Raw genomic sequence first — 21,312 nt, 5'->3', positions numbered from 1 at the left:
TGACAGTTTGCTGTGAAATCCGGGCCGCGGCCGATGAACTTCTCGTCACGGCGAAAGCCGCCCCGGGCTGCGGGGCGGCTTTCGCGTGGCATTGGAGTGAGCGCGGCGGGGTGCCGGAGTTCGCGGGCAGGCTGGGCACGACCCGCCGCGCTCGACCGGCCGGCACGCGAGGGGGAGGGCGGCGCCGGACGGCTGGATTGTGAGGTGGTGCTGGGCGGTGAGGTGGTACTGGGCAGTGCGGTGGCGCGGGACTGCGACGCCGAGCTGAGCTGTGACGTCCTGCTGGGCTGTCACGTCCTGCTGGGGTGCGACGTCCAGCCGGACTCTGCCGTGGTGCTGGGCAGTGGTGCTGTGCCGTGTCGTGCGGGACTGGGGTCAGGAAGCCGTCGCGGTGGTCCCGACCGTGCGGGCGAGCGCCCAGGACGGCGGACCGCACTGCGGCCGCCAGGTGCCCAGGTGCACCCACTGCCGTCCCCAGCTGTACCCGGCGAGCACCACCTGGCGGTGGCACCGCGGACAGGGCTGCGGCGGCGAATCGACCTTCATGACCACCCCTTCCGGTGTTCTCGGCTCCGGTCGCGAATACCAGAGTGCCTCGAACGAGGGGCCGGGGAACCGGGAGTCCTACGCATCTGGGTACGTAGACCGGGCTACGTACCGTCCGCGGAGCCGGCGCGCTGCTCGGTCAGCCAGGCCGCGATCTGGGCGCGCGAGGTGAAGCCCAGCTTGGTCAGGATGTTCTCCACGTGCGTCTCCGCGGTGCGCTGCGCGATCACCAGCCGGGCGGCGATCTGCTTGTTGCTCAGCCCCTCGGCGACCAGTTCGGCGATCTCGCGCTCACGCCGGGTCAGCCCGCCGGGCAGGCTCTCCCGGCCCCGCCGGGGCGCGCGCGGCCCGCCCGGCTTCTCCGCCAGGGCGTACGCGATCGCCTCGTCGACGCCGAACCCGCTGGTCGCGCCGAACGCGGCGGTGTAGCCGGCGTCGCCGAGCGCCGCGCGGGCCCGCCCCTCGCACTCCTCGTCGAACTGCCGGTACGGCCCGGTCTCGGCGACCCCGGCGCCGCTGATCCGCCAGACCGCGCGGGACGCGCCGAGCAGCCCGGCGGCCCGTTCGTGCTCCCCCGCCGCGCCCGCGCACCAGGCCAGCGCCGTCAGCGTGAAGGCCAGCTGGGTGCGGTCGGTCTGGCGCATCGCGATGGCCTCGCGCAGCAGCGCCGACGCGCGGCGGTGATCGCCCCGCCGCCAGGTGTTGATCGCCACCGCCCACAGTGCGTACGCCTTGGTCCAGTCGGCCTGGTGCCGCTCGCACTGCGCGAGCGCCGCCTCGGCCACCGTCAGGCCCTCGGGGGCGTCCAGGAAGAACAACGCCGCGGCCAGCAGGATCCGCGTGTTGCACGCCTGCAGTTCGTCGCCGGTGCGCCGGAACCCGTCCAGGGCCTGCTCCAGCAGCTCGCGGCCGCGCGCCAGGTCGCCCAGGAACATCGAGCCCATCCCCGCGCACTGGGCCCAGCCGGCCCGCAGGTTGTCGTCGTCCAGGGCCTCGGCCAGTTCGCGCAGCTCGCCGAGCAGCGCGCGGGCCCGCTCCTCGTCACCGATCTGGATCGCCACGAACGCCGCGCCCTGCAGCGCGCGGGCGTGGGCGGGGGTGTCGCGGGCGGTGTCCTGGGCCAGCGACGCCAGCAGCCAGCGGTAGCCCTCGCGCACGTAGCCGCCGGCGAACCAGTAGTCCCACAGCGGCCCGGTGATCTCCGCGGCGCGGCAGGTGCCCTCCGGGCCGCCGTCCAGGCAGTGTTCCAGCGCGACGCGGATGTTCGGCTGCTCGCGGCGCATCCGCTCGACCCAGTCCAGCTGGTGCGGGCCGAAGTTCTCGTCCCGGTAGCGGCGGGCCAGCCGGGTGCAGTGGTCCACCTGGCGGGCGCGCACGGCGTCCTCGCGGCCGGACAGCACGAGCTTGACGTGCCCGTACTCGCGGACCGTCTCCAGCATCCCGTACCACGCCGCCCGCCCGAAGGTGCCGTTCCGCCGGGCCAGGATCGACTTGTCCACCATGCCGGCGATCAGGTCGAGCACCTCGTCCGAGCCGATGCCGACCGCGCCGCACACCGCCTCGGCGGCCTCCAGGTCGAAGCCGCCGGCGAACACCGACAGCGCCGACCACACCGCCTGCTCGGCGCGGCTGCACAGGTCGTAGCTCCACGCGATCGCCGCCTCCAGCGTCTGCTGGCGGTCCGGCGCGGTGCGGCTGCCGTCGGTGAGCAGCCGGAACCGGTCGTCCAGGCGCTGCAGCAGCTGCTCGAGCGAGAGCACCCGCAGCCGCACCGCGGCCAGCTCCAGCGCCAGCGGGATGCCGTCGAGGCGGCGGCAGACGCGGACCACCGTGTCGCGGTTGGACGCGTCCACGGCGAACCCGGGCACCACGGCGGCGGCGCGCTCGGCGAACAACGTCACCGCCTCGACCGAGGGCTCCCCCTCCGACGGGACCGGCAGCGGCGGCACGACGAGCACCTGCTCACCGTCGGCGCGCAGCAGCTGGCGGCTGGTGGCCAGCACCCGCACCGAGGAGGTGGCCGACAGCAGCTTGGCGACCAGCACCGCGCACGCGTCCAGCACGTGCTCGCAGTTGTCCAGCACCAGCAGCACGCGCTGGTCCTCGAGGTACTCGGCGAGCCCGCCCACCTGCGCGCCCGCCTCATCGGTCAGGCCCAGGGTGGTGGCGATCGTGTGGGCCAGCAGGGCGGGATCACGCAGCTCGGCCAGCGGCACGAACCACACGCCGTCGGGGAACGCCCGCCGCAGGTCGGCGGCCGCGCGCAGGGCGAGCCGGGTCTTGCCGACCCCACCGACCCCGGTCAGGGTCACCAGCCGGGCCGAGGCCAGCAGGCGGCGGGTTTCGGCGAGCTCGCGGCGCCGTCCCACGAAACTGGTCAGCTCGCTGGGAAGGTTGCCGGCGCCCCGCGACACGTCGGGCATCAGCCGATTCTATGCCCGGTTCCGCGCTGATCAGGCGGTGCGACGGCGGCCGTGGCGCCGCAGCAGGGCCACCAGGTGCGCGTTGACCTGCGCCGGGTGCTCCAGCGGGAAGGCGTGCCCGGCGTCGGGCAGGATCACCAGATCGGCGCCGGGGACCGCCCGCGCGATCGCCTCGCTGTTCCCCGGCGGCGTGACGACGTCGTCCGAACCGGCCAGGACGAGGCAGTCGACGCGCTCCAGCGCGGCCAGCGCGGCGGTCTTGTCGTGCACCCGGAACTGGGGGAAGAAGTCGGCCAGGACCTCCAGCGGCGTCTGCCCGATCTGCTCCACCAGGAACTCGGCCACGGGCGGCGGGACCTCGGAGGCGAACGCGTGCCGGGGCACCAGCGCGCCGGTCAGCTCGCGCACCGGTCCGGACAGGACGCGGGCCCGCGGCAGCAGCGCGAGTGCCCACGGGATGACCCAGTGCAGCGCGCGCATCCCGGGGCGGGGCAGGCCGAGGTCGCCGAGCACCGGTTCGGCGCTGGTGGCGAGCAGCGCGGTGGCGGCGACGCGGGTGCCGAACAGCTCCGGCTCCTGCTCGGCCAGCGCCATGATCGTCATGCCGCCCATCGAGTGCCCGGCGAGGACGACGGGCCCGCGGGGCGTGGTCTGGTCGAGCACCGCGCGCAGGTCGCGGCCGAGCTGGTCGACGGTCGCGTGCGCGGCCGGGCCGCGCCGGGAGCGTCCGTGCCCGCGCTGGTCCCAGGTCACGACCCGGGCGTGGCGGGCGAGCTCGGGGACCTGGAAGCACCAGCTCGCGCCGGAGAGGGCGTAGCCGTGGCACAGCACGACGGTGACCGGGGCGTGCGGATCGCCGAAGACCTCGGCGTGCAGGGCGACGCCGTCGTCGGCGACGACCGTCCGGGCTTCGCCGCGGGCGCAGGTGAGCGGGACGGCCGCCGGGCCGGCCGGTCCCCCGGTCGCGGCACGCAGCGCGGTCCGGGTCAGCGCGAGCCCGGCCGCCAGGCCCAGCTCCACCGCCTTCACCGCTCGCATGTCTCTCCTCCGGCGCGCACACCACGACACGATGACCTTGCCGGGTCGTGCCGGAACCGGGGCACCGGGAAAGTACGTAGTCCGGTACCGAGATGTCAGCAGCCGGAAAAGCGGTGGGCCGGCAGCCCGCGCACGCCGGGCCGCAGCCGGAACAGGGACCCGGCCTCGGGCTGGGTGCCCTCCTCGACGCCCTGCCGGGACGTCGTCACGTACAGCTCGTCCAGGTCCGGGCCGCCGAAGGCGCACGCGGTGACCTGCGTGACCGGGAACCCGGCGCGGGCCACCTGCTCGCCGTCCGGGGTGTAGCAGTGGACGGCCCCGCCGCCCCACAGCGCGACCCAGAGGTTGCCCTCGGCGTCGACGGTGAGGCCGTCCGGCGAGCCCACCTCCGCCGGGATCGTGACCACCGTGCGCCGGTGCGTGAGCCCCGCCGCGGCGGTGTAGTCGAAGGCGTCGATCCGTCCGGTGGGGGTGTCGACGTAGTAGGCGGTGCCGCCGTCCGGGCTCCACGCGAGGCCATTGGAGACGGTGACGCCGGTGAGCACCGTGGTGACCGAGCCGTCCGGGTCCAGCCGGTGCAGGGCACCGGCGCCCGGGGTGCCGTCGTAGGCCATCGAACCGCAGTAGAACCGGCCGTCCGGATCGCAGCCGCCGTCGTTCATCCGCACGCCCGGATCGGTCCACACCTCCGGCAGCGGCCGCACCGCGGTGAGCGCGCCGTCGGCGAGGGCGAACCCGCGCTCCAGCGCCAGAACCACCCCGCCGCCGGTACCCGGCCGCAGCGCCGCCGCGACCGCGCCCACGTGGTGGCGGCGGACCTCGCCACCGTCCAGTTCCAGCACGTCCCCGGCGAGCATGTCCACCCACCGCACGCCCGGCCACTCCGGCGCCCACACCGGCCCTTCGCCGTGCGCGGCCACCGGCCCGGTCGCCTGGTCCACAGTGGACACCACGGGTCAGTCCCCCTCGGTCCGCATCCGCCCCACCGCGTCGGTGGTGGTCTCGATCAGCCGCCGCATCGCCCGCGCGGCCGCCGTGGGACGGCGGCCGCGGACCGCGACCAGCACCGCCTGGTGCAGGGGCAGCGTCGCGGCCACCCCGCCCGGCGCGTGCGAGCTGGCGGCCAGTCCGTGGTGCAGGCTCGCCTCCAGCAGGCGGCCCAGCTGCTCGACGAGCTGGTTGCCGCTCGCGCGCAGCAGGGTCAGGTGGAAGGCGAGGTCGGCCTCGACGAACGCGTCGGCGTCCGCGTCGTCCCGGCCCGCTTCCCCGGCCATCCGGGCGCAGGCGTCCTCCAGGACCGCGAGCTGCTCGCCGGTCGCGCGCTCGGCGGCCAGCCGCGCCGCGCCGGGCTCGACCATCAGCCGCAGCTCGAGCAGGTCGCGCAGGAACGCCGCGTCGGAGAGCTGACCGTGCCAGCTGATCACCTCGCGGTCCATCAGGTTCCACTGCTCGCGCGGCAGCACCCGGGTGCCCAGCCGGGGCCGCGGTTCGACGAGCCCCTTGGCGGCCAGCGCCTTGACCGCCTCGCGCACCCCGCCGCGGCTCACGTTCAGCTGGGCGGCCAGGTCGGCCTCGTTGGGCAGCTGGCTACCGTGGCCGAGTTCGCCCGACACGATGCGCCGCCCCAGCCATTCGACGACCTGGCCGTGGAGGGTGCGGTGCCGCCCGAGCGGCCCGGCCTGACTCCTGCTCACGGAGCAATCCTCGAATCATTGATCCATGAAGTCAACGCGCCGGGCGGACCGGATAGGATCTCCGATCATGGATGCGCGCGAGTTCACCGAACACTGGGTCACCGCCTGGAACGCCCACGACCTGGACGCCCTGCTGGCACACTTCACCGAGGACGTGGTGTTCACCTCGCCGGTGGCGGCCCAGCTGACCGGCTCCGCGGTGATCCGCGGCAAGGACGCGCTGCGCGCGTACTGGAGCGAAGGACTGCGGCGGATCCCCGATCTGCGGTTCGAGGTGATCGGCGTCTACTCCGGTGTGGACACCCTGGTCATCAACTACCGCAACCAGAAGGGTGGCCTGGTCAACGAGGTGCTGCGCTTCGAGGGCGCGCTGGTCCGCGAGGGACACGGCACCTACCTGGGCGACGACGACAACCCCGCGGGCGCCACCGCCTAGGTCCGCACCGTGGCCACCGCCAGCGTGGTGAACGTCTTCGTGAAGGCGCCGCCGAGCTCGTCGATCGCGGCGCCGACCGCGGTCAGGATCTCCGCCTGCGCGGTGGCCGGGAGGCGGGTCAGGCCGCCGGTGGTGGGCAGCAGGTCCAGCCACTCGTCCCGGGTGCAGGTCCGCTCCCGGTCGAACCGCCAGTGCTCCGGTTCGGCGAACGCGCCCGTCTCGCGGATGCTCGCGGCGACCCGTTCGAAACCGGCCCGGTGCATCTCCACCGCGTTGCCCGCCGGCTGCCCGGCGAACGGCGAATCGGGTACCACGCGGCGGAAGACCTCGGCGAAGACCTCCGCCACCGCGGGCGGCGATTCGAAGACGTGCGCGAACACCGCCAGCAGCCCGCCGGGGCGCAGCACCTCCCCCGCCTTGGCCGCGCCGGCGTCCGGGTCCACCCAGTGCCACGCCTGGCCGGCCACGACCGCGTCGAACACGCGGCCCGCCGGGTCCCACGCCTCGAACGTGGCCACCTCGACCTCGACGCCGGTGCGCCGCGCGAACTCCGCCATCCGCGCGTCCGGGTCGACGCCGAGCACGCGGCACCCGGCTGCCTGGAACTGCCGGGCCTCGATGCCGGTGCCGCACCCCACGTCGAGCACCGCGGGGCCCGGGCTGGCGGCGACGACGCGGTCGATCAACGCGGCGGGATACGACGGCCGGGCGCGGTCGTAGCGTCCGGCATCGGCACCGAAGGACTCCGCCATCTCGCGGGCTGCATGTGAAGTGGGCATGCGCCCACCGTAGTGGGCAGATGCCCACTACGGCAACGGGGACAATGGTCGTCATGCCAACCGGGGTGCACATCCGTGACGCGCGCCAGCAGCTGTTCGACGCCGCCGAACGCGTCCTGCTCCGCGACGGGGCGAGCGCGCTCACCAGCCGTGCGGTCACCGCCGAGGCGGGTGTGGCCAAGGGTGTGCTGCACCGGCACTTCGCCGACTTCGACGCCTTCCTCGCCGAACTCGTGCAGGACCGCATCAACCGGATGACGGACCAGAGCGCGGCGCTGCGCGCGTCGGCGGGCACCGGCACCGTGACGGACACCCTGACCACGGCCCTGACCGAGCTGTTCGACCCGGTGGCGGTCGCGATCGTCGGCCTGGTGATCTTCCGCGACGAGCTGCGCGCCCGGCTCGGGCGCGGCCAGGGCATCCCGGTCCTCGCCGAAGCCGCCGCCATGTTCGCCGGCTACCTCGCCGAGGAGCGCGCGCTGGGCCGCATCGCCGCCGACGCCGACGTGGACTCGCTCGCGCTGTCGCTGATCGGCTCCGGGCACCTGCTCTTCGCCGACCGCGCGAACCGCCCGGACCCCGTGGTGCTCGGCCAGGTCGTGGAGACCGTCCTCGCCGACGCCGTGCAACGACGCCTGCTCTGACTCACCGGCTCAGCCGCCGCACCGCGATCCCCGCGCCGAGGATCAGCACCAGCACGGTGAACGACCACCCGCGTTTCTCCTCGGTCCGCTCCCGGGTGGACACCTGCTCCGCCGGTTTCTTCGTGGTCACCGGACGCCGGGGTTTCGTGGTGGACGGCGGCGGCGGGGTGACCTTCGGCGGGGGCTTCGGTGTCGTCACCGGCCGGGGCGGCGGGCTCGGCACCGGCGGTGGCGGAGGCACGGGTGGTGCCGGGGGCACGGGTGGTGACGGGGGCGCTGGGGCCGGGGGTGGCGGCACGGGCACGGCCGGAGCCGGGGGCGGGGGCGGCGGTGGCACCGGGGCGGGCGCCGGTGGTGGTGGCGGCGGGGATGGCGGTGGCGGGGCCCGCAGGCACCCCGCGGCGTCCGATCCGGACAGTGCCGCCCCGGCGGACACCTGCACGACCGGGCCGTGCAGCTCCACCCGGAACGTGCGGCTGCGGCCACCGCTGCGGTTCGCCGTCACGTACAGGGTCTCCCCCGCCGCCACGACCGATCCGTAGGCCGTCGCCGGGGGCAGCACCGGCCCGGGCACCGGGTGCGTGAACCCCGACACCGGGTCGATCCGCACGACCCGCCCGCTGAACGGCCACGTGCTCGTCACCCCGTAGAGCCGGCCCCCGGCGAAGTCGAAGTCGTCGATCCCGGAGGTGAACGGCGCCGGCCACAGGTCGGCACCGCGCACCGCCGACAGGTACCCGTCGCTGCCCGGGTCGATGTCGATCACGTACAGGTCGTCGCCCCGCTGGACGTACCAACGATTCCCGAACACGGCACCCGCGGTGGCCCGGTCCAGGCCGCGGCGGTCCGTCGTGCGGACCGGGCCGAGCCGGGTCAGCTCACCGTCCCGGCCCACGGTCACCGCGGCGCCGTCGCGGGTGAGGCCGTAGACCTTGTCCTGGCTCCGCGCGTAGCCGAGCGCGTTGACCTCGACGCCGAGCGGGATCCGGCTCTCCACCGCGCCGGACGGCAGCCGCACCAGTTCCACTGTGGAGGGTCCGGCCGGCGAGGTGCTGACGACCCGCAGGACCGTGCAGGCGGGAGCCGGGGCCGCGGCGGCCGGTGTCCCCGGCAGCGACACCGCGAGGACGGCCGCGGCCGCCAGCACCCGGCCCGTCCGCCGGACCCTCACCGCAGCCGCTCGATCGCCTGGCTGAACGCGTCCGGTCCCACCTTCGACCCGCCCGCGAACGGGTTCTGCATCTGGAAGATCGCGAACAGCAGCAGGGTCGCCGCCGCGGCGAGGGTGGACACGATCACGATGTGGGTCAGCGACTTCGTGCCGCCGAAGAGGTTGGGCAGCAGCACGAAGATGACGCTGCCGCCGATCAGCACGAACCACACCACCATGCCGACGTTGTTGTCCCGCACGGCGTTGAGCCGGGCCTGCCGCTCCTTGAACACGTCCACCAGCGAGTCCGCGACCTCGGTCTTGCGGCTGGTCAGCCAGTCGTCGTCGCCGGGGACGTCGGCACCGTCGACCGCCGCCCGCATCCGGTCCAGCTGGTCCCAGCCCTCCTCGGGCAGCGGGCCGCCGCCGTCGCGCATGCGTGGCCACTCCCGGTTCACCACGGTGTCCGCGTAGCCCGCGGCCAGCTCGCGGATCTCGGTGCGCGCCGGCTCGGGCAGCGCGTCGGCCGCCCACGACGCGGCGACCAGGCTCTGCGCCTCGGCGTAGGACCCGTCCCGCACGGTGCTCGCCGCGTCGAACAGCGAGATCAGCACGAACGCGATCACCGCGGCGTGCAGGCCGCCGACGATCGTGAACGCCTGGCCGGCCGCGTCGTTGTTGTCCGGTCTGCCCTCGTCCAGACCGTAACGGCGCACCAGGTAGGCGATGAGCGCGCCGAGCCCGACGGCGCCCACCACCCACAGCGAACCGGCCACGTAGACATTCATCGGTTGTGCCTCCCGAACGGGAAAAGAACGTGCGCCCACGCTAGGCGCCGCCCGATCCGGGCGGCAAGATCGGCCCCGTTCTTTCAGCCCGACGGAATAGGACGGATTGTTCCGGTCACTTGTTCGGAGCAGCCGGGGCGCATTTCCCGGAAATCGCGGCCCTGTTGCCGGGAGGCCAACGCGCGGCCGGGCGGCGGACTGGGCCGACCGGGCGAGGTCCGGTCACCGGTCGTCACTCCACCCGGGACCAGCCGGGTTTTTCCTTGACACGCAACGCCATGATGTCCCGGTTGCCGGTGATATTGGGCCCGTTCGGAGCAGTGCGCGGAAATGCCGGAAGCGGGCTGACGAGCGGTTCACACCGTCGGGACCGGCCGCACTGGGCGGCCCGGGTGATCACCGTGCGACCCGTTCTACCGTGAGTTTGCCGGAACCGCCGAACGTGTAGTTTTCCCCGAATTGCGATCGCGGCGCGCCACGGACGAGTGACTGTACGGCTCCGCGAACCCGGTGCTAACGTCGCTCCCGCCGGCCGAGAAAAACCAGGCGCCAGTTCGCCGGATCATCATTCCCAATTCGCGAATCGGCTTTTCGACGATTGGTGGTATTTGCCGTGACTGTGACCGACCCCGCCGTGCCCGACCTGGACAACGGCAGCCCCCAGCAGAGCCTGAGCACCCAGGCCGCGCGGAACCTGGCGACCACGACCAAGTCCGTCCCGCAGATGCAGGCCATCACCTCGCGCTGGCTGCTGCGCCTGCTGCCGTGGGTGGAGGCCTCCGGTGGTGCCTACCGGGTCAACCGCCGGCTGTCCTACGCCGTCGGCGACGGCCGCGTGACCTTCGTGACGACCGCCGGGACCATCGAGGTCATCCCCGCCGAGCTCGGCGAGCTGCCGATCCTGCGCGGCTTCGACGACCAGGAGGTGCTCGCCGCGCTCGCGAGCCGGTTCGAGCAGCGCGAGTACGAGCCCGGGGACGTGATCGTCGAGTTCGGCAGCGCCTCGGACCAGGCCTACCTCATCGCCCACGGCAAGGTCAGCAAGGTCGGCCCCGGCGAGTACGGGGACTTCACCAACCTCGGGGTGCTCGCCAACGGTGACCACTTCGGCGACGAGTCCCTTGTGGACGGTCAGAGCATCTGGGAGTACACCGTCAAGGCCGTCACGTCCTGCACCGTGCTGGTGCTCGAACAGCGCGGCTTCGACGAGCTGGTGGAGCAGTCCGCGGCGCTGCGCGAGCAGATCGAGCTCTTCCGCGCCCGGAAACTGGCCAACGGCAACGAGCACGGCGAGGCCAACATCGAACTGTCCTCCGGCCACAGCGGCGAGCCGGAGCTGCCCGGCACGTTCGTCGACTACGAGCTGTCCCCGCGCGAGTACGAGCTGAGCGTCGCCCAGACCGTGCTGCGCGTGCACAGCCGGGTCGCCGACCTCTACAACAAGCCGATGAACCAGACCGAGCAGCAGCTGCGGCTGACCATCGAGGCGCTGCGCGAGCGGCAGGAGTCGGAGCTGCTGAACAACGCCGAGTTCGGGCTGCTGCACAACGCCGACGTCAAGCAGCGCCTGCACACCCGCACCGGCCCGCCCACCCCGGACGACATGGACGAGCTGCTCGGCGCCGTGTGGAAGGAGCCGGCGTTCTTCCTGGCCCACCCCAAGGCGATCGCGGCGTTCGGGCGGGAGTGCAACACCCGCGGCCTCTACCCGGCCGGGGTGGAGTTCAACGGCCACCACGTGCCGTCCTGGCGTGGCGTGCCGATCCTGCCGTCCAACAAGATCCCGGTGTCGGAGACCCGCACCAGCTCGATCCTGCTGATGCGCGTGGGCGAGCAGAACCAGGGCGTGATCGGGCTGCACCAGACCGGGCTGCCGGACGAGGTCGAGCCCGGGCTGTCGGTGCGGTTCATGGGCATCAACGAGAAGGCGATCATCTCCTACCTCGTGTCGGCGTACTTCTCGGCGGCCGTGCTGGTGCCGGACGCGCTGGCCGTGCTGGAGAAGGTGGAGATCGGCCGCGAGAGCTGACGCCCGAATCCGCTACCGAACGAGGGGTGGTTGGGTCCGTTGACCGTAACCCTGCAGACCTTCCAGCACACCGAGACCCGGCTGAGCCTGGGCACGGCGGCGGCCCGCAAGCTGGCCACCACCACCAAGTCCGTGCCGCAGAACCAGGCGGTCACCAGCCGGTGGCTGCTGAGCCTGCTGCCGTGGGAGGAGACCGAGGCCGGCACCTACCGGGTCAACCGGCGCCTGACGTGCGTCACCGGGCAGGGCCGGGTGGCGTTCACCGTCGAGGCCGGCCGGGTCCGGGTGGTGCCGGCCAGCCTCACCGAACTGCCGTTGTTCCGCGGCTTCGACGACCACCTCGTGCTCACCGCGCTGGCCGACCGGCTGGAGCAGCGCGAGTACCGGGCCGGGGAGACGATCGTCACCGCGGGCACGCCGACCGAGGAGGCGCTGCTCGTCGCCCACGGCAAGGTGCGCAAGCTCGGCCGCGGCGACTACGGCGACCCGGTCACGCTCGGGATGCTCGCCGACGGCGACTACCTCGGGCAGCAGGTGCTCGCCGAGGCGCCGCAGCCGTGGGCCTACAGCGTGCGCGCCGAGACGCCGGTGACCGTGCTCGCCCTGTCGCTGCGGGACGTGTCGTCCCTGTTGGACACTTCACCGGAGCTGCGGTCCCATGTGGACGAACTGCGGCGGAGTTCCCAGCTGGCGCAGAACAAGCACGGGGAGGCCAGCATCGAGCTGGCCTCCGGGCACACCGGGGAACCCGCGCTGCCCGCCACGTTCGTCGACTACGACCTGCATCCCCGCGAGTACGAACTCGGGGTGGCGCAGACGATCCTGCGGGTGCACACCCGCGTGGCCGACCTCTACAACCAGCCGATGGACCAGACGCAGCAGCAGCTGCGGGTGACGCTGGAGGCGCTGCGCGAACGGCAGGAGTCCGAGCTGCTGAACAACGCCGAGTTCGGCCTGCTGCACAACGCCGACCTGAGCCAGCGCCTGCACACCCGCACCGGGCCGCCCACCCCGGACGACCTGGACGAGCTGCTGTGCCGCCGCCGCAAGACGAAACTGTTCCTGGCGCACCCGAAGGCGATCGCGGCGTTCGGGCGGCAGTGCTCGGCGCGCGGGCTCGCGCCGGAGAGCACCGAAGTGGACGGTCACGTCGTCACCACCTGGCGGGGGGTGCCGATCTTCCCGAGCGACAAGATCCCGGTGTCGCCGGCCGGGACGACGTCGATCCTGGCGATGCGGACCGGGCTGGACAGCCAGGGCGTGATCGGCCTGCGCCAGACCGGCCTGCCGGACGAGGCCGAGCCGGGGGTGACCGTGCGGTTCATGGGGATCGACGCGCGCGCGATCGTGTCCTACCTCGTCACGGCGTACTTCTCGGTCGCGGTGCTGGTCCCCGATGCCCTGGGAGTGCTGGAACACGTGGAGGTCGGGCGGTGACGGAGACGGTGGCCGGGGCGCGGACGGCGCGGGATGTCCTGGCGTGGAGCCGGGGATGCGTGGATCCGGCGCTGCGCGCGGCGGTGGCCCAGCTGCCGGAGTCGATGCGCCCGCTGGCCGCCTACCACTTCGGGTGGGCGGACGAGACGGGGGCGCCGGTCTCGGCGGGCAGCGGCAAGGCGGTGCGGCCGGCGCTGGTGCTGTTGTCGGCGCGGGCGGTCGGCGAGTGGGGGCCGGCGCTGCCCGGGGCGGTGGCGGTCGAGCTGGTGCACAACTTCTCGCTGCTGCACGACGACGTGATGGACGGCGACGAGACGCGGCGGCACCGGCCGACGGTGTGGAAGCTGTTCGGCACGGGGGCGGCGATCCTGGCCGGGGACAGCCTGCTGGCCGCGGCGTCGGAGGCGCTGGCGGCGAGCGGGCACCCGGCGGCGCGGGAGGCGTTGCGGATCCTGGGCGCGGCGGTGCAGGACCTGATCGAGGGCCAGGGCGCGGACCTGGCGTTCGAGCAGCGCGGCGACGTCGGGCTGGCCGAGTGCCGGACGATGGCCGAGGGCAAGACCGGGGCGCTGCTCGGGTGCGCGTGCGCGCTGGGCGCGTTGCTCGGCGGGGGTTCGCGCGAGCAGGTCGCGCACCTGCGCCGGTTCGGGGAGGCGGCCGGGCTGGCGTTCCAGATGGCCGACGACCTGCTCGGCATCTGGGGCGACCCGGCGGTGACCGGGAAGCCGGTGTTCTCGGACCTGCGCAACCGCAAGAAGTCGCTGCCGGTGGTGGCGGCGCTGACGTCGGGCACCGCGGCGGGCCGGGAGCTGGCGTCGCTGTACGCGGCGCCCGGCGAGCTGGCCGGGGCGGACCTGGTGCGGGCCGCGCGGCTGGTCGACCAGGCCGGCGGCCGCGAGTGGACCCGCGCCGAGGCGGCGGCGCTGCTGGAGCGGGCGCTGGCGCACCTGCACGCGGCGTTGCCGGACGCACGGGGCGCCGCGGAGCTGGAGGCACTGGCGGTGCTGCTCACCGACCGGGACCACTGAGCAGGCAGCGATGGCCGGGGCGGGACGGACAACTCGGCGGCGACGGCCAGTGGCCCGCGCGCGGCCGGGCGGGCGGTGGCCCGGCAACCGCGCCCACCTCCGGAGAGCACCGGTGCCGGGTCACCGCAAACGTCACCCCAGCACCCCTGGAACGCACCCCACCTGGAACGGAGAAACGCATGTCCTTCACCGCAGCGCAGAGCATCCTCGCCGCGCACCGGCCCGGGCGGCCGGGGCCCGGGGAGGTTCTCGTGGCCGATGAGTTGCTCTGGGCGGACCGCCCGTCGATCCGGTGTCCCGGCGCGGGGCTGCTCGAGGGCGAGCTGCGGCGCCGCGGGATCGCCACCGCCCGCGGGCCCCTCTACGTCGACACCGATCACGCCGCCGCGGTCGCCCTGCGGGCCGTCCTGCCCGCCGCCCGGGGGCCGGCCGGTCTCGGGGTCGCGGCCACCGGGCAGGCGTCCTCCCCCACCACGGCCGCCGTGAGTGCCGCGATGGCCGCCGTGCTCGCCGTCGCGGGGCGGCCGCGTTCGGTGCTGCTCGCCGCGCCGCGGTCGTTCTGCGCCGGCGTCGAACGGGCCATCGAGATCGTCGAACGCCTGCTCGCCCAGCGCGGCGGCCCGATCTACGTCCGCAAGGAGATCGTCCACAACCGGCACGTCGTCGACGGCCTCCGCGCGCGGGGCGCGGTCTTCGTCGACGAACTGGACGCCGTGCCGCGGGGAGCGACCGTCGTGTTCTCCGCGCACGGCGTCTCCCCCGCCGTGCGCGCCGAGGCGGACCGGCGGCGGCTCAAGGTCGTCGACGCCACCTGTCCCCTGGTCACCAAGGTGCACGCCGAGGCGCGGCGCTTCGCCGGGCAGGGCGACACCGTCCTGCTCATCGGCCACGCCGGGCACGAGGAGGTCGAGGGCACCCTCGGCGAGGCGCCCGGGCGGACCATCCTGGTGCAGTCGGTCGAGGAGGCCCGCCGGGTGCGCGTGCCCGACCCGGGCCGCGTCACCTACCTGACCCAGACCACCCTCAGCGTGGACGAGACCGCCGAGGTCGTCACCGAACTGCGCAACCGCTTCCCCGCGCTGCGCGGCCCGGCCTCCGACGACATCTGCTACGCCACCACCAACCGGCAGGACGCGCTGCGCTCCGTCGCCCGGGACACCGACGTGGTGCTGGTGGTCGGGTCCCGGAACTCGTCGAACTCGCTGCGCCTGGCCGAACTGGCCGAACGGGCCGGCACCCCCGCGCACCTGATCGACGACGCCCGCGACATCCGTCCGGAGTGGCTGTCCGGAGTGGACCGGATCGGGCTCACCGCGGGCGCGTCGGCGCCGCCGCGGCTGGTCGACTCGGTGGTCGCCACGCTCGGCGGTCTCGGCCCGCTCACCGTGGGCGAACGGGAGACCACCCGCGAGACGATCCACTTCACCCTCCCCGCGGCCGTGCGGAGGAAGTCGTGACCGCGGTGGCGCTGGGCCTGCCGGGGATGCCCGCGCGGCGCCGGAAATCCCGGCAGGTGCTGGTCGGTGACGTGCCGGTGGGCGGCGGGGCGCCGGTGTCGGTGCAGTCGATGACCACCACCGTCACCGCCGACGTCGACGCCACCCTGCGCCAGATCGCCGAGCTGACCGCGGCCGGCTGCCAGATCGTCCGGGTCGCGGTGCCCAGCTCCGACGACGCCGCGGCGCTGCCCCGGATCGCGGCGAAATCGGCCATCCCGGTCGTGGCGGACATCCACTTCCAGCCGAAGTACGTCTTCGCCGCGATCGACGCCGGGTGCGCGGCGGTGCGCGTCAACCCGGGCAACATCCGGAAGTTCGACGACAAGGTCGGCGAGATCGCCCGGGCGGCGCAGGACCACGGCACCCCGATCCGCATCGGCGTCAACGCCGGCTCCCTGGACCCGCGGCTGCTGGACAAGCACGGCAAGGCGACGCCGGAGGCGCTGGTCGAGTCCGCGCTGTGGGAGTGCTCGCTGTTCGAGGAACACGGGTTCACCGATCTGAAGATCTCGGTCAAGCACCACGACCCGCTGGTGATGATCGAGGCCTACCGGCAGCTCGCGCGGCGCTGCGACTACCCGCTGCACCTGGGCGTCACCGAGGCCGGGCCGGCGCTGCAGGGCACGGTCAAGTCCGCGGTCGCGTTCGGGGTGCTGCTGCACGAGGGCATCGGCGACACGATCCGCGTGTCGCTGTCCGCGCCGCCGGTGGAGGAGGTCAAGGTCGGCACGCAGATCCTGGAGTCGCTGGGGCTGCGGCCGCGGCGGCTGGAGATCGTGTCGTGCCCGTCGTGCGGCCGGGCGCAGGTGGACGTCTACCGGCTCGCCGAGCGGGTCACCGCCGCGTTCGAGGGGTTCCCGGTGCCGCTGCGCGTCGCGGTGATGGGGTGCGTGGTGAACGGGCCGGGCGAGGCGCGGGAAGCCGACATCGGCGTGTCCTCCGGCAACGGGAAGGGGCAGATCTTCGTCAAGGGCGAGGTGGTGACCACGGTGCCGGAGAGCCGGATCGTGGAGACGCTGCTGGACGTGGCGCTCGAACGGTTCCCGGGGTGAGCGCTAGCCTGCGGGCATGGATCTCACCGGGGTGACCGAGGTGTCGGACGAGGACGAGCTGCGTGAGCTGATCGGGCACCCGCTGCCGCAGGCGGTGCACAAGCAGCGGGACGCGCTGCACGAACTGGACCGGCAGTGGCTGGCGCTGTCGCCGTTCTGCCTGATCGCCACGGCCGGCGCGGACGGCCGCTGCGACGTCTCCCCCAAGGGCGACCCCGCCGGGTTCACGCTGGTGCTCGACGACCGGACGATCGCCGTGCCGGAGCGGCCGGGCAACCGGCGGGCCGACGGGTTCCGCAACATCCTCGCCAACCCGCACGTCGGGCTGCTCTACTTCATCCCGGGCCGCGGGGACACGCTGCGGATCAACGGCCGCGCCCGGCTGGTGCGGGATGCGCCGTTCTTCGACGACATGGTCGTGCGGGGCCACCGGCCGCGGCTGGCGATCCTGGTGGAGATCGAAGAGGTGTTCCACCACTGCTCGAAGGCGTTCCTGCGGTCGAAGCTGTGGCAGGCGGAGACGTGGGCGCCCGGGGAGATGGCGCCGCGCGCGGTGATCGCCAAGACGCTGGAGCGGAAGGACGCGTCGCTGGCGGAGCTGGAGCGCTATTACGGCCAGGAGTACGAGAAGAAGCTCTACGCCTGAGCGGGTGGCTCCGGCGCCGGGTTCGCCCGGATCGCTACTGCGGGCGGAGTGCCCGGCACCCGCGGTGCAGAGGTCGCCGTCGTGCGGCCCCGGGCGCGTGACGGCCCGTGGTGCCCCCTCTCGGTCGGCACCACGGGCCGCTCGCTTCCCTTACTGACCCTCGGGGCGGCCGCCGGCCAGGGGACGTCCGGGTCGTCGTCCGCCGGGGGCTCCGGGTCGCGCCACTCCTCGGCGCGGCTGGAGCGGTTGCCCTGCAACGTGCCGCGCAGTTCGGCCTTCAGCGCGTCGTCCTCGCGGGGGCTGTGCTTCTCACTGCCGCGTTCCATCAGCCGGCCCCTTTCAGCGGGTCGTGCCCGATCGTCATCAGGCGGTGGCGCCAGTTCTCCTGGCCGGCCGTCGGCTCGAGGTCGTCCCGCCGTTCGGCGTGCACCTTCTCCACCACCTTGCGCATGACGCGCTCGTCGTCCTCGGTGAGGTCCGTCCGGCGCTTGCCGAGGATCTCCAGGACGTGCTGCCCGGTCTTCGTGCCCGCCTGGTCCGGCAGCTCCTCGCTCTCCGTCCCGGCCGAGCGGACCCGCAGCCAGTCCCCCAGCTCACGCGAGGTCATGTTCACCACGCGGTGGAACTCGTCCCACAGTGCTTCGTCCACATGCGACCGCGTCGCCATTCGTGTCACCTCCGGGCGGTCAGCCTTCGCACGATCACGAACACCAGCACCAGGATCCCGAACCCGGCACCGGCGCCGAGCGCGATCCGCTGGGTCGTGTGCGCGGTCTCCTTGACCTTCCCGGCCAGGGCCTCGGCGGTCTCGCCCAGCTCCTGGCGGGTCAGCTCCAGATCCAGCCGCGCCTGCTCGGCGTCGTGCGGGAAGGTGTCCTTCTTCGTCGTCATCGGCGCAGCCCCTCCCGCACGGCCGCCACGTCCTTGGGCACCCCGGACACCGCCTCCTGCGGCACCGGCGGCACCGCCGCCGACAGCTGCTTCTTGCCGATCAGCCCGGCCAGGCCGCCGATCACCAGCAGCGCACCGCCGATGATCAGCGCCGCGGCCCACGCCGGCACCACCAGGGCCAGCCCCAGCACCGCGGCGGCGATCAGCGTCGCCGCCCCGAACACCGCGAGGACCCCGGCCGCGCCGGCCAGGCCCGCGCCCGTGCCGGCGCGCTTGCCCTTCTGCCGCAGCTCCTCGGCCGCCAGCCGCATCTCGTCCCGGACCAGCCGCTGGACCTGCTGCGACATGTCCTGGACGAGCTGCCCGATCGACCGGTCGTCGACCGCGGTGGACCCGCGGCCCGTGCTCTCAGTCATGCCTCGCCTCCCTTGGGGTAGCTCGTAGTCCGGCTACCCCCGGGCGGAGAGCGCTAATCGTGCGCGGTGGGCGAGCCGCCCTCGGTGATCTCCTCGGTGGCCTTCTCCGACGGCGTCTTCGTCGCCTCCGAATGCGGGATGGTCCGGCCGGTGAGCGTGATGTGCCCTTCGTCGTGCAGCCGCTCCACCAGGTGCGGGTAGTGCAGCTCGAACGCCGGCCGCTCGGACCGGATCCGCGGCAGCTCCAGGAAGTTGTGCCGCGGCGGCGGGCACGTGGTGGCCCACTCCAGCGAGTTGCCGTAGCCCCACGGATCGTCCACTTCGACCGGATCGCCGAACCGGTAGCTGCGCACCACGTTGTAGATGAACGGCAGCATCGACGCGCCCAGGATGAACGCCCCGATCGTGGAGATCGTGTTCAGGACGGTGAACCCGTCGCTTTCCAGGTAGTCGGCGTAGCGGCGCGGCATGCCCTCGTCACCGAGCCAGTGCTGCACCAGGAACGTCGTGTGGAACCCGACGAACGTGGTCCAGAAGTGCAGCTTGCCGAGCCGCTCGTCGAGCATCCGCCCGGTCATCTTCGGGTACCAGAAGTACACCCCGGCGAAGGTCGCGAACACGATCGTGCCGAACAGCACGTAGTGGAAGTGCGCCACCACGAAGTAGCTGTCGGTGATGTGGAAGTCCAGCGGCGGCGAGGCCAGGATGATGCCGGTCAGCCCGCCGAGCAGGAACGTCACCAGGAACCCCACCGACCACAGCATGGGGGTCTCGAAGGTGAGCCGCCCCTTCCACATGGTGCCGATCCAGTTGAAGAACTTGATCCCGGTCGGCACCGCGATGAGGAACGTCATGAACGAGAAGAACGGCAGCAGCACCGCGCCGGTGGCGAACATGTGGTGCGCCCACACCGCGAACGACAGCGCGGTGATGCCCATCGTCGCGAACACCATCAGCCGGTAGCCGAACAGCGGTTTCCGGCTGAACACCGGGATGATCTCGGTGATGATCCCGAAGTAGGGCAGCGCGATGATGTAGACCTCGGGATGGCCGAAGAACCAGAACAGGTGCTGCCACAGGATCGGCCCGCCGGTGGCCGGGTCGAACACGTGCGCCCCGATCAGCCGGTCGGCCAGCAGCCCGAACAGCGCCGCGGTCAGGATCGGGAACACCGCCAGCACGAGCACGCTGGTGAACAGGATGTTCCAGGTGAAGATCGGCATCCGCCACATCGTCATGCCCGGGCACCGCAGGCACACGATCGTGGTGAGCATGTTGACCCCGCCGAGGATCGTGCCCAGACCGGACACGATGAGGCCGGTGATCCACAGGTTCCCGCCGATGCCCGGCGAGTGGGCCGCGTCCGACAGCGGCGTGTAGGCGGTCCAGCCGAAGTCCGCGGCGCCGCCCGGGGTGAGGAACGAGGACAACACGATCGTGCCGCCGAACAGGAACAGCCAGTAGGAGAAGGCGTTCAGCCGCGGGAACGCCACGTCCGGCGAGCCGATCTGCAGCGGCAGGATCAGGTTGGCGAAGGCGAACACGTTCGGCGTCGCGTAGAGCAGCAGCATGATCGTGCCGTGCATGGTGAACAGCTGGTTGTACTGCTCTTGCGAGAGGAACTGCATCCCCGGCTGCGCCAGCTCGCCGCGCATGAGCAGCGCGAGCGCGCCGCCGATGACGAAGAAGGCCAGCGACGTGTACAGGTACATCAGCCCGATCAGCTTGTGATCGGTCGTCTTCGCCATCTTCACGAGCAGGCTGCCCTTGCGGTGCCTGGCCGGCAGCTCGTACCGGTTGCCCAGGACGATGGGGCGTGCCTTCAGCTCCGTCATGCGCCCTCCCCGGGTGCCGAGTGGACGAACCCAGGGTGCTCCCGATCACACCGGTGAATCAAGCCCCGAGCCCATAAGTGGCATACGCGCTGCGGATGACCGGCTGGGCGACGTTGCGCACCCGCACCCCGCCCGGCGTCACCCCCTGTTCGCAGCCGAAGTGCGCATGGCCGTGGATCGCCAGGTCGGCGCCGCATTCGTCGATCACCTCACCGAGCTGGTAGGACCCGAGGAACGGGTAGATCTCCGGCGGCTCCCCGCGCAGGGTCTCCGGAATGGGTGAATAGTGGGTCAGCGCGATGCGGTGGTCGACGTCGTCGAGCTCCATCATCGCGGCGCGCAGCGCCTCCGACCGTTCGATGCTGTGCTCGACGAACGCCTTCATCTCCCGCTCGCCGAACGCGCTGGCGCACTTGCCGGCGAACCCGCCGCCGAAGCCCTTCACGCCGGCCACGCCGAGGGTCTGCCCGCCGACCTCCAGCCGCGCCGAGGCGCCCTCCAGCACCCGGATGCCTCGGTCTTCCAGCAGCTTGGTGATGTCGTCCTGCCGGTCGCTGTGGTAGTCGTGGTTGCCCAGCACGGCCACCACCGGCCGGTCCAGGCCGCTGAACTCGTCGGCGACGACCTCGGCCTCCTCCAGCGCGCCGTGCCGGGTCAGGTCGCCGGCCAGCAGCAGCACGTCGGCCAGGTCGGCCAGGTGCTCCAAGGCGGGGCGCAGCAGGCCCCGCGCGTCCTCGCCGAGGTGCACGTCCCCGACCGCCGCCACGCGGATCACCGCAGGTCCTCCCTCCGGGCCGGTTCGCGGGTGTCGGCCACCCGCACGTCGTTGTGCACCCGCACCCCGGGCGCGACCTCGTGCAGCACGGTCTCCAGCTCGGTGCGCCGCTCCTCGCAGGTCACCTCCCCGGACAGGTGCACGTCGTCGTCGCCGCGGACGTTGACCCGGACGCCCATCTCGGCCGTCCGGGGGTCCTCGGCCAG

At 73.1% G+C, this 21,312-nt stretch carries 23 protein-coding genes; 8 read left to right on the top strand and 15 right to left on the bottom strand.

Annotation, left to right across the window (positions count from 1 at the left end; genetic code table 11):
* Window positions 1–375 precede the first annotated feature (375 nt).
* From L1857_RS15800 to L1857_RS15780, 5 genes are all read right to left on the bottom strand, one after another.
* Window positions 376–546, bottom strand: coding sequence for a hypothetical protein (locus L1857_RS15800; RefSeq protein WP_162831272.1), 171 nt, complete (start codon window positions 544–546; stop codon window positions 376–378).
* Window positions 547–650: 104 nt separating this feature from the next.
* On the bottom strand, window positions 651–2,969 hold the full coding sequence (locus tag L1857_RS15795; RefSeq protein WP_249465452.1) for an ATP-binding protein: 2,319 nt from the start codon (window positions 2,967–2,969) through the stop codon (window positions 651–653).
* A 30-nt stretch (window positions 2,970–2,999) separates the two neighbouring features.
* Entirely contained in the window at window positions 3,000–4,007 is a 1,008-nt protein-coding gene (locus L1857_RS15790; RefSeq protein WP_249465449.1) for an alpha/beta fold hydrolase, read from the bottom strand.
* A 95-nt stretch (window positions 4,008–4,102) separates the two neighbouring features.
* Window positions 4,103–4,948 (bottom strand): SMP-30/gluconolactonase/LRE family protein, encoded by an 846-nt coding sequence (locus tag L1857_RS15785; protein ID WP_116115275.1) that lies wholly within the window; start codon window positions 4,946–4,948, stop codon window positions 4,103–4,105.
* Window positions 4,949–4,963: 15 nt separating this feature from the next.
* A complete protein-coding gene (locus L1857_RS15780; protein ID WP_094005996.1) occupies window positions 4,964–5,701 on the bottom strand; it encodes a FadR/GntR family transcriptional regulator in 738 nt (245 codons plus the stop codon).
* 67 nt (window positions 5,702–5,768) lie between these two features.
* Here L1857_RS15780 and L1857_RS15775 point away from each other — a divergent pair, with 67 nt between their 5' ends.
* Entirely contained in the window at window positions 5,769–6,137 is a 369-nt protein-coding gene (locus L1857_RS15775; protein WP_094005995.1) for a nuclear transport factor 2 family protein, read from the top strand.
* On the opposite strand, the gene L1857_RS15770 is transcribed toward L1857_RS15775, so the two are convergent.
* A complete protein-coding gene (locus L1857_RS15770) occupies window positions 6,134–6,889 on the bottom strand; it encodes a class I SAM-dependent methyltransferase (protein ID WP_116115267.1) in 756 nt (251 codons plus the stop codon). The two genes, L1857_RS15775 and L1857_RS15770, sit on opposite strands and share 4 nt — an antisense overlap.
* 80 nt (window positions 6,890–6,969) lie before the next feature.
* Here L1857_RS15770 and L1857_RS15765 point away from each other — a divergent pair, with 80 nt between their 5' ends.
* Window positions 6,970–7,560, top strand: coding sequence for a TetR/AcrR family transcriptional regulator (locus L1857_RS15765; protein WP_116115274.1), 591 nt, complete (start codon window positions 6,970–6,972; stop codon window positions 7,558–7,560).
* A 1-nt stretch (window position 7,561) separates the two neighbouring features.
* Here the strand turns inward: L1857_RS15765 and L1857_RS15760 are convergent, their stop codons facing one another.
* On the bottom strand, window positions 7,562–8,731 hold the full coding sequence (locus L1857_RS15760; RefSeq protein ID WP_249465447.1) for a DUF6923 family protein: 1,170 nt from the start codon (window positions 8,729–8,731) through the stop codon (window positions 7,562–7,564).
* Complete coding sequence (locus L1857_RS15755) at window positions 8,728–9,498, bottom strand: bestrophin-like domain (protein ID WP_116114855.1); 771 nt, start codon at window positions 9,496–9,498, stop codon at window positions 8,728–8,730. The genes L1857_RS15760 and L1857_RS15755 overlap by 4 nt, the downstream gene beginning before the upstream one ends.
* Before the next feature lie 613 nt (window positions 9,499–10,111).
* Between L1857_RS15755 and L1857_RS15750 the strand changes: the two genes are divergently transcribed.
* From L1857_RS15750 to L1857_RS15725, 6 genes are all read left to right on the top strand, one after another.
* On the top strand, window positions 10,112–11,527 hold the full coding sequence (locus L1857_RS15750; protein WP_116114857.1) for a family 2B encapsulin nanocompartment shell protein: 1,416 nt from the start codon (window positions 10,112–10,114) through the stop codon (window positions 11,525–11,527).
* 39 nt (window positions 11,528–11,566) lie between these two features.
* Window positions 11,567–12,964 (top strand): family 2B encapsulin nanocompartment shell protein, encoded by a 1,398-nt coding sequence (locus L1857_RS15745; RefSeq protein ID WP_429727761.1) that lies wholly within the window; start codon window positions 11,567–11,569, stop codon window positions 12,962–12,964.
* Complete coding sequence (locus tag L1857_RS15740) at window positions 12,961–13,992, top strand: family 2 encapsulin nanocompartment cargo protein polyprenyl transferase (RefSeq protein ID WP_249465444.1); 1,032 nt, start codon at window positions 12,961–12,963, stop codon at window positions 13,990–13,992. Before L1857_RS15745 ends, L1857_RS15740 begins: the two co-directional genes overlap by 4 nt.
* Before the next feature lie 179 nt (window positions 13,993–14,171).
* Complete coding sequence (locus tag L1857_RS15735) at window positions 14,172–15,449, top strand: 4-hydroxy-3-methylbut-2-enyl diphosphate reductase (protein WP_249465443.1); 1,278 nt, start codon at window positions 14,172–14,174, stop codon at window positions 15,447–15,449.
* A gap of 26 nt (window positions 15,450–15,475) precedes the next feature.
* Entirely contained in the window at window positions 15,476–16,543 is a 1,068-nt protein-coding gene (gene ispG, locus L1857_RS15730; protein ID WP_249467431.1) for a flavodoxin-dependent (E)-4-hydroxy-3-methylbut-2-enyl-diphosphate synthase, read from the top strand.
* 16 nt (window positions 16,544–16,559) lie between these two features.
* Entirely contained in the window at window positions 16,560–17,189 is a 630-nt protein-coding gene (locus L1857_RS15725; protein WP_249465440.1) for a pyridoxamine 5'-phosphate oxidase family protein, read from the top strand.
* On the opposite strand, the gene L1857_RS15720 is transcribed toward L1857_RS15725, so the two are convergent.
* From L1857_RS15720 to L1857_RS15690, 7 genes are read right to left on the bottom strand one after another with little or no spacing between them, the layout of a single operon-like run.
* Window positions 17,180–17,515, bottom strand: coding sequence for a hypothetical protein (locus L1857_RS15720; RefSeq protein WP_249467548.1), 336 nt, complete (start codon window positions 17,513–17,515; stop codon window positions 17,180–17,182). The genes L1857_RS15725 and L1857_RS15720 overlap by 10 nt on opposite strands.
* Window positions 17,515–17,856, bottom strand: coding sequence for a DUF3140 domain-containing protein (locus L1857_RS15715; RefSeq protein ID WP_094005986.1), 342 nt, complete (start codon window positions 17,854–17,856; stop codon window positions 17,515–17,517). Before L1857_RS15715 ends, L1857_RS15720 begins: the two co-directional genes overlap by 1 nt.
* 5 nt (window positions 17,857–17,861) lie before the next feature.
* Window positions 17,862–18,080, bottom strand: a complete 219-nt coding sequence (locus L1857_RS15710; protein ID WP_094005985.1) for a DUF3618 domain-containing protein — start codon at window positions 18,078–18,080, stop codon at window positions 17,862–17,864.
* Entirely contained in the window at window positions 18,077–18,496 is a 420-nt protein-coding gene (locus tag L1857_RS15705) for a phage holin family protein (RefSeq protein ID WP_094005984.1), read from the bottom strand. The genes L1857_RS15710 and L1857_RS15705 overlap by 4 nt, the downstream gene beginning before the upstream one ends.
* A 53-nt stretch (window positions 18,497–18,549) precedes the next feature.
* Complete coding sequence (gene ctaD / locus L1857_RS15700) at window positions 18,550–20,331, bottom strand: aa3-type cytochrome oxidase subunit I (RefSeq protein WP_094005983.1); 1,782 nt, start codon at window positions 20,329–20,331, stop codon at window positions 18,550–18,552.
* A gap of 58 nt (window positions 20,332–20,389) precedes the next feature.
* Window positions 20,390–21,106 (bottom strand): metallophosphoesterase family protein, encoded by a 717-nt coding sequence (locus L1857_RS15695; protein ID WP_094005982.1) that lies wholly within the window; start codon window positions 21,104–21,106, stop codon window positions 20,390–20,392.
* Window positions 21,103–21,285, bottom strand: coding sequence for a BON domain-containing protein (locus L1857_RS15690; RefSeq protein WP_346731872.1), 183 nt, complete (start codon window positions 21,283–21,285; stop codon window positions 21,103–21,105). Before L1857_RS15690 ends, L1857_RS15695 begins: the two co-directional genes overlap by 4 nt.
* Window positions 21,286–21,312 lie beyond the last annotated feature (27 nt).

Source organism: Amycolatopsis thermalba (assembly GCF_023376025.1).
Classification (GTDB): Bacteria; Actinomycetota; Actinomycetes; order Mycobacteriales; family Pseudonocardiaceae; genus Amycolatopsis_E; species Amycolatopsis_E thermalba.
Note: the sequence above shows the minus strand (reverse complement) of the source record. Positions and strands in the feature narration are given on the sequence as shown.